The sequence below is a fragment of the Xanthomonas sp. SHU 199 genome, assembly GCF_000364665.1.
In the GTDB taxonomy this organism is placed as follows: Bacteria; Pseudomonadota; Gammaproteobacteria; order Xanthomonadales; family Xanthomonadaceae; genus Xanthomonas_A; species Xanthomonas_A sontii.
Window position 1 is genome coordinate 1 of record NZ_AQOI01000305.1, and the last position, 2,101, is coordinate 2,101.

Genomic DNA, 2,101 nt, shown 5'->3' on the forward strand with positions numbered 1-2,101 from the left:
CTGGAACTGATCGCCGACGTGGTGCAGGCGCTGGCCGGCGAGGTGCACTGGGTGTTCATGGGCCTGTGCCCGGAGCGGCTGCGCCGGCATGTGCACGAGGTGCACGCGGGCGTGGACTTCGCCCGCTATCCGCAGGCGCTGGCCGCGCTGGGCCTGGACCTGGCGCTGGCGCCGCTGGAAGACAACCTGTTCAATCGCTGCAAGAGCAACCTGCGCCTGCTCGAGTACGGCGCCTGCGGCTATCCGGTGGTGGCCAGCGACCTGCCGCCCTACCGCGATGGCGCGCTGCCGGTCACCCTGGTCAAGAATCGCTTTCGCGACTGGGTCAATGCGATCCGCGCGCACCTGGCCGACGCCGACGCACGCACCGCCGCCGGCATGGCCCTGCGCGCGACGGTGCAGCGCGACTGGTTGCTGCACGGCGCCAATCTGCGGGAGTGGCGGGCGGCCTGGCTGCCGGACTGAGTCGGTCTCCTCTCCCGCCTTGAGGTCGCCGCGCGGCGCCCGCGTCCGACCGTGACGCCGCGCACGGCGTCAACCTGCCGACACCTTGCCGGCGCGCGGTCCGTGCCGGCCGTGCCGCCGGCGCCAGGAACCCGTCACCGGGTGCCGGCCTTGCCCGCGCATGCCCGTCTGCAGGCTGCGCGACAGGTGAGTGCCGTTTCGGCACACCGCTTGCATTGCATACGGGCAAGCCGTCTCCCGGCAGGGACTTCACCGTATGAGCGACTCCATCAGCTCCATCCTTTCGCAGATCCGCAGCTACCAGGGCCAGGTCGGCCAGGCGGCGCAGACGCGGGTGGGCGATGTCGGCCGCAGCAATGCGATCGAAGGCCTGGCCGGCAACCAGGGCGTGCAGGGCCCGAGCTTCACCGAGACCCTGCGCAACGCGATCGGCGGCGTGAACGAGGCCCAGCAGAAGTCCGGCGACCTCGCCAAGGCCTTCGAACTGGGCGACCCCAGCGCCGACCTGGCCAAGGTGATGCTGGCCGCGCAACAGTCCCAGGTGGCGTTTCGCGCTACCGTGGAAGTCCGCAACCGACTCGTCCAGGCGTACCAGGACGTGATGAACATGCCGCTGTAAGGGTAGAAGACGATGGCGCTTGCGATCAGCAAAGACACATTCAACAGCGAAAAGGCCGGGGCCTGGTTCGACCGCCTGCAGAGCCTGCAGCTCACCCGGCGCATCGGCCTGATGGCGATGATCGCGGTGGCCGTGGCCGCCGGCCTGTTCGTGTTCTTCTGGTCGCAGAAGCCGGCCTACACTCCCCTGTACACCGGCCTGGACGAGAAGGGCACGGCCGAGGCCACCGACCTGCTGCGCACCGCGCAGATCCCGTTCAAGCTCGACCAGGCCACCGGCGCGATCACCGTGCCGGAGGACAAGCTGTACGACGCGCGGCTGAAGCTGGCCGGCGCCGGCCTGACCGACAACGGCAACATGGGCTTCGAAGTGATGGAAAAGGATCCCGGCTTCGGGGTCAGCCAGTTCGTGGAGAACGCGCGCTACCAGCACGCCCTGGAAACCGAACTGGCGCGCACCATCGCCAGCCTGCGCCCGGTGCGCGAGGCGCGGGTGCATCTGGCCATCCCCAAGCCGAGCGCGTTCACCCGCCAGCGCGAGGCCGCCAGCGCCTCGGTGGTGTTGGAACTGCGCGGCGGCACCACCCTGGAACGCAACCAGGTCGATGCGATCGTCAACATGGTCGCCTCCAGCATCCCCGACCTGGCGCCGGACCGCGTCACCGTGGTCGACCAGAGCGGGCGCATGCTGACCATCGCCGACCCCAACAGCGATGCCGCGCTCAACGCCGCCCAGTTCGATCAGGTGCGGCGCCAGGAAAGCGCCTACAACCAGCGCATCCGCGAACTGCTGGAGCCGATGACCGGCCCGGGCCGGGTCAACCCGGAAGTGAACGTGGACATGGACTTCTCGGTGGTCGAGGAAGCGCGCGAGCTGTACAACGGCGACCCGCCGAAGCTGCGCAGCGAGCAGGTCAGCGACAGCAGCACCAGCACCAGCGGCCCGCAGGGCGCGCCCGGCGCGACCAGCAACTCGCCGGGCAGCGCGCCGGGCCAGCCGGGCGCCACCGGTGCCCCA

Annotated in this window: 3 protein-coding genes; all 3 read left to right on the top strand. The window is 70.1% G+C overall.

The genetic code is table 11. The annotated features are described in order from the left end of the window. Positions 1 to 465: glycosyltransferase (locus tag D183_RS24490; protein WP_039727154.1), on the top strand; the 465-nt coding region annotated here is incomplete at its 5' end. 256 nt (positions 466 to 721) lie between these two features. After that, a complete protein-coding gene (fliE, locus tag D183_RS0111085; RefSeq protein WP_017909049.1) occupies positions 722 to 1,084 on the top strand; it encodes a flagellar hook-basal body complex protein FliE in 363 nt (120 codons plus the stop codon). A gap of 12 nt (positions 1,085 to 1,096) precedes the next feature. Beyond that, positions 1,097 to 2,101 (top strand): flagellar basal-body MS-ring/collar protein FliF (gene fliF, locus D183_RS0111090; RefSeq protein ID WP_017909050.1); only part of this gene is annotated, 1,005 nt, incomplete at its 3' end.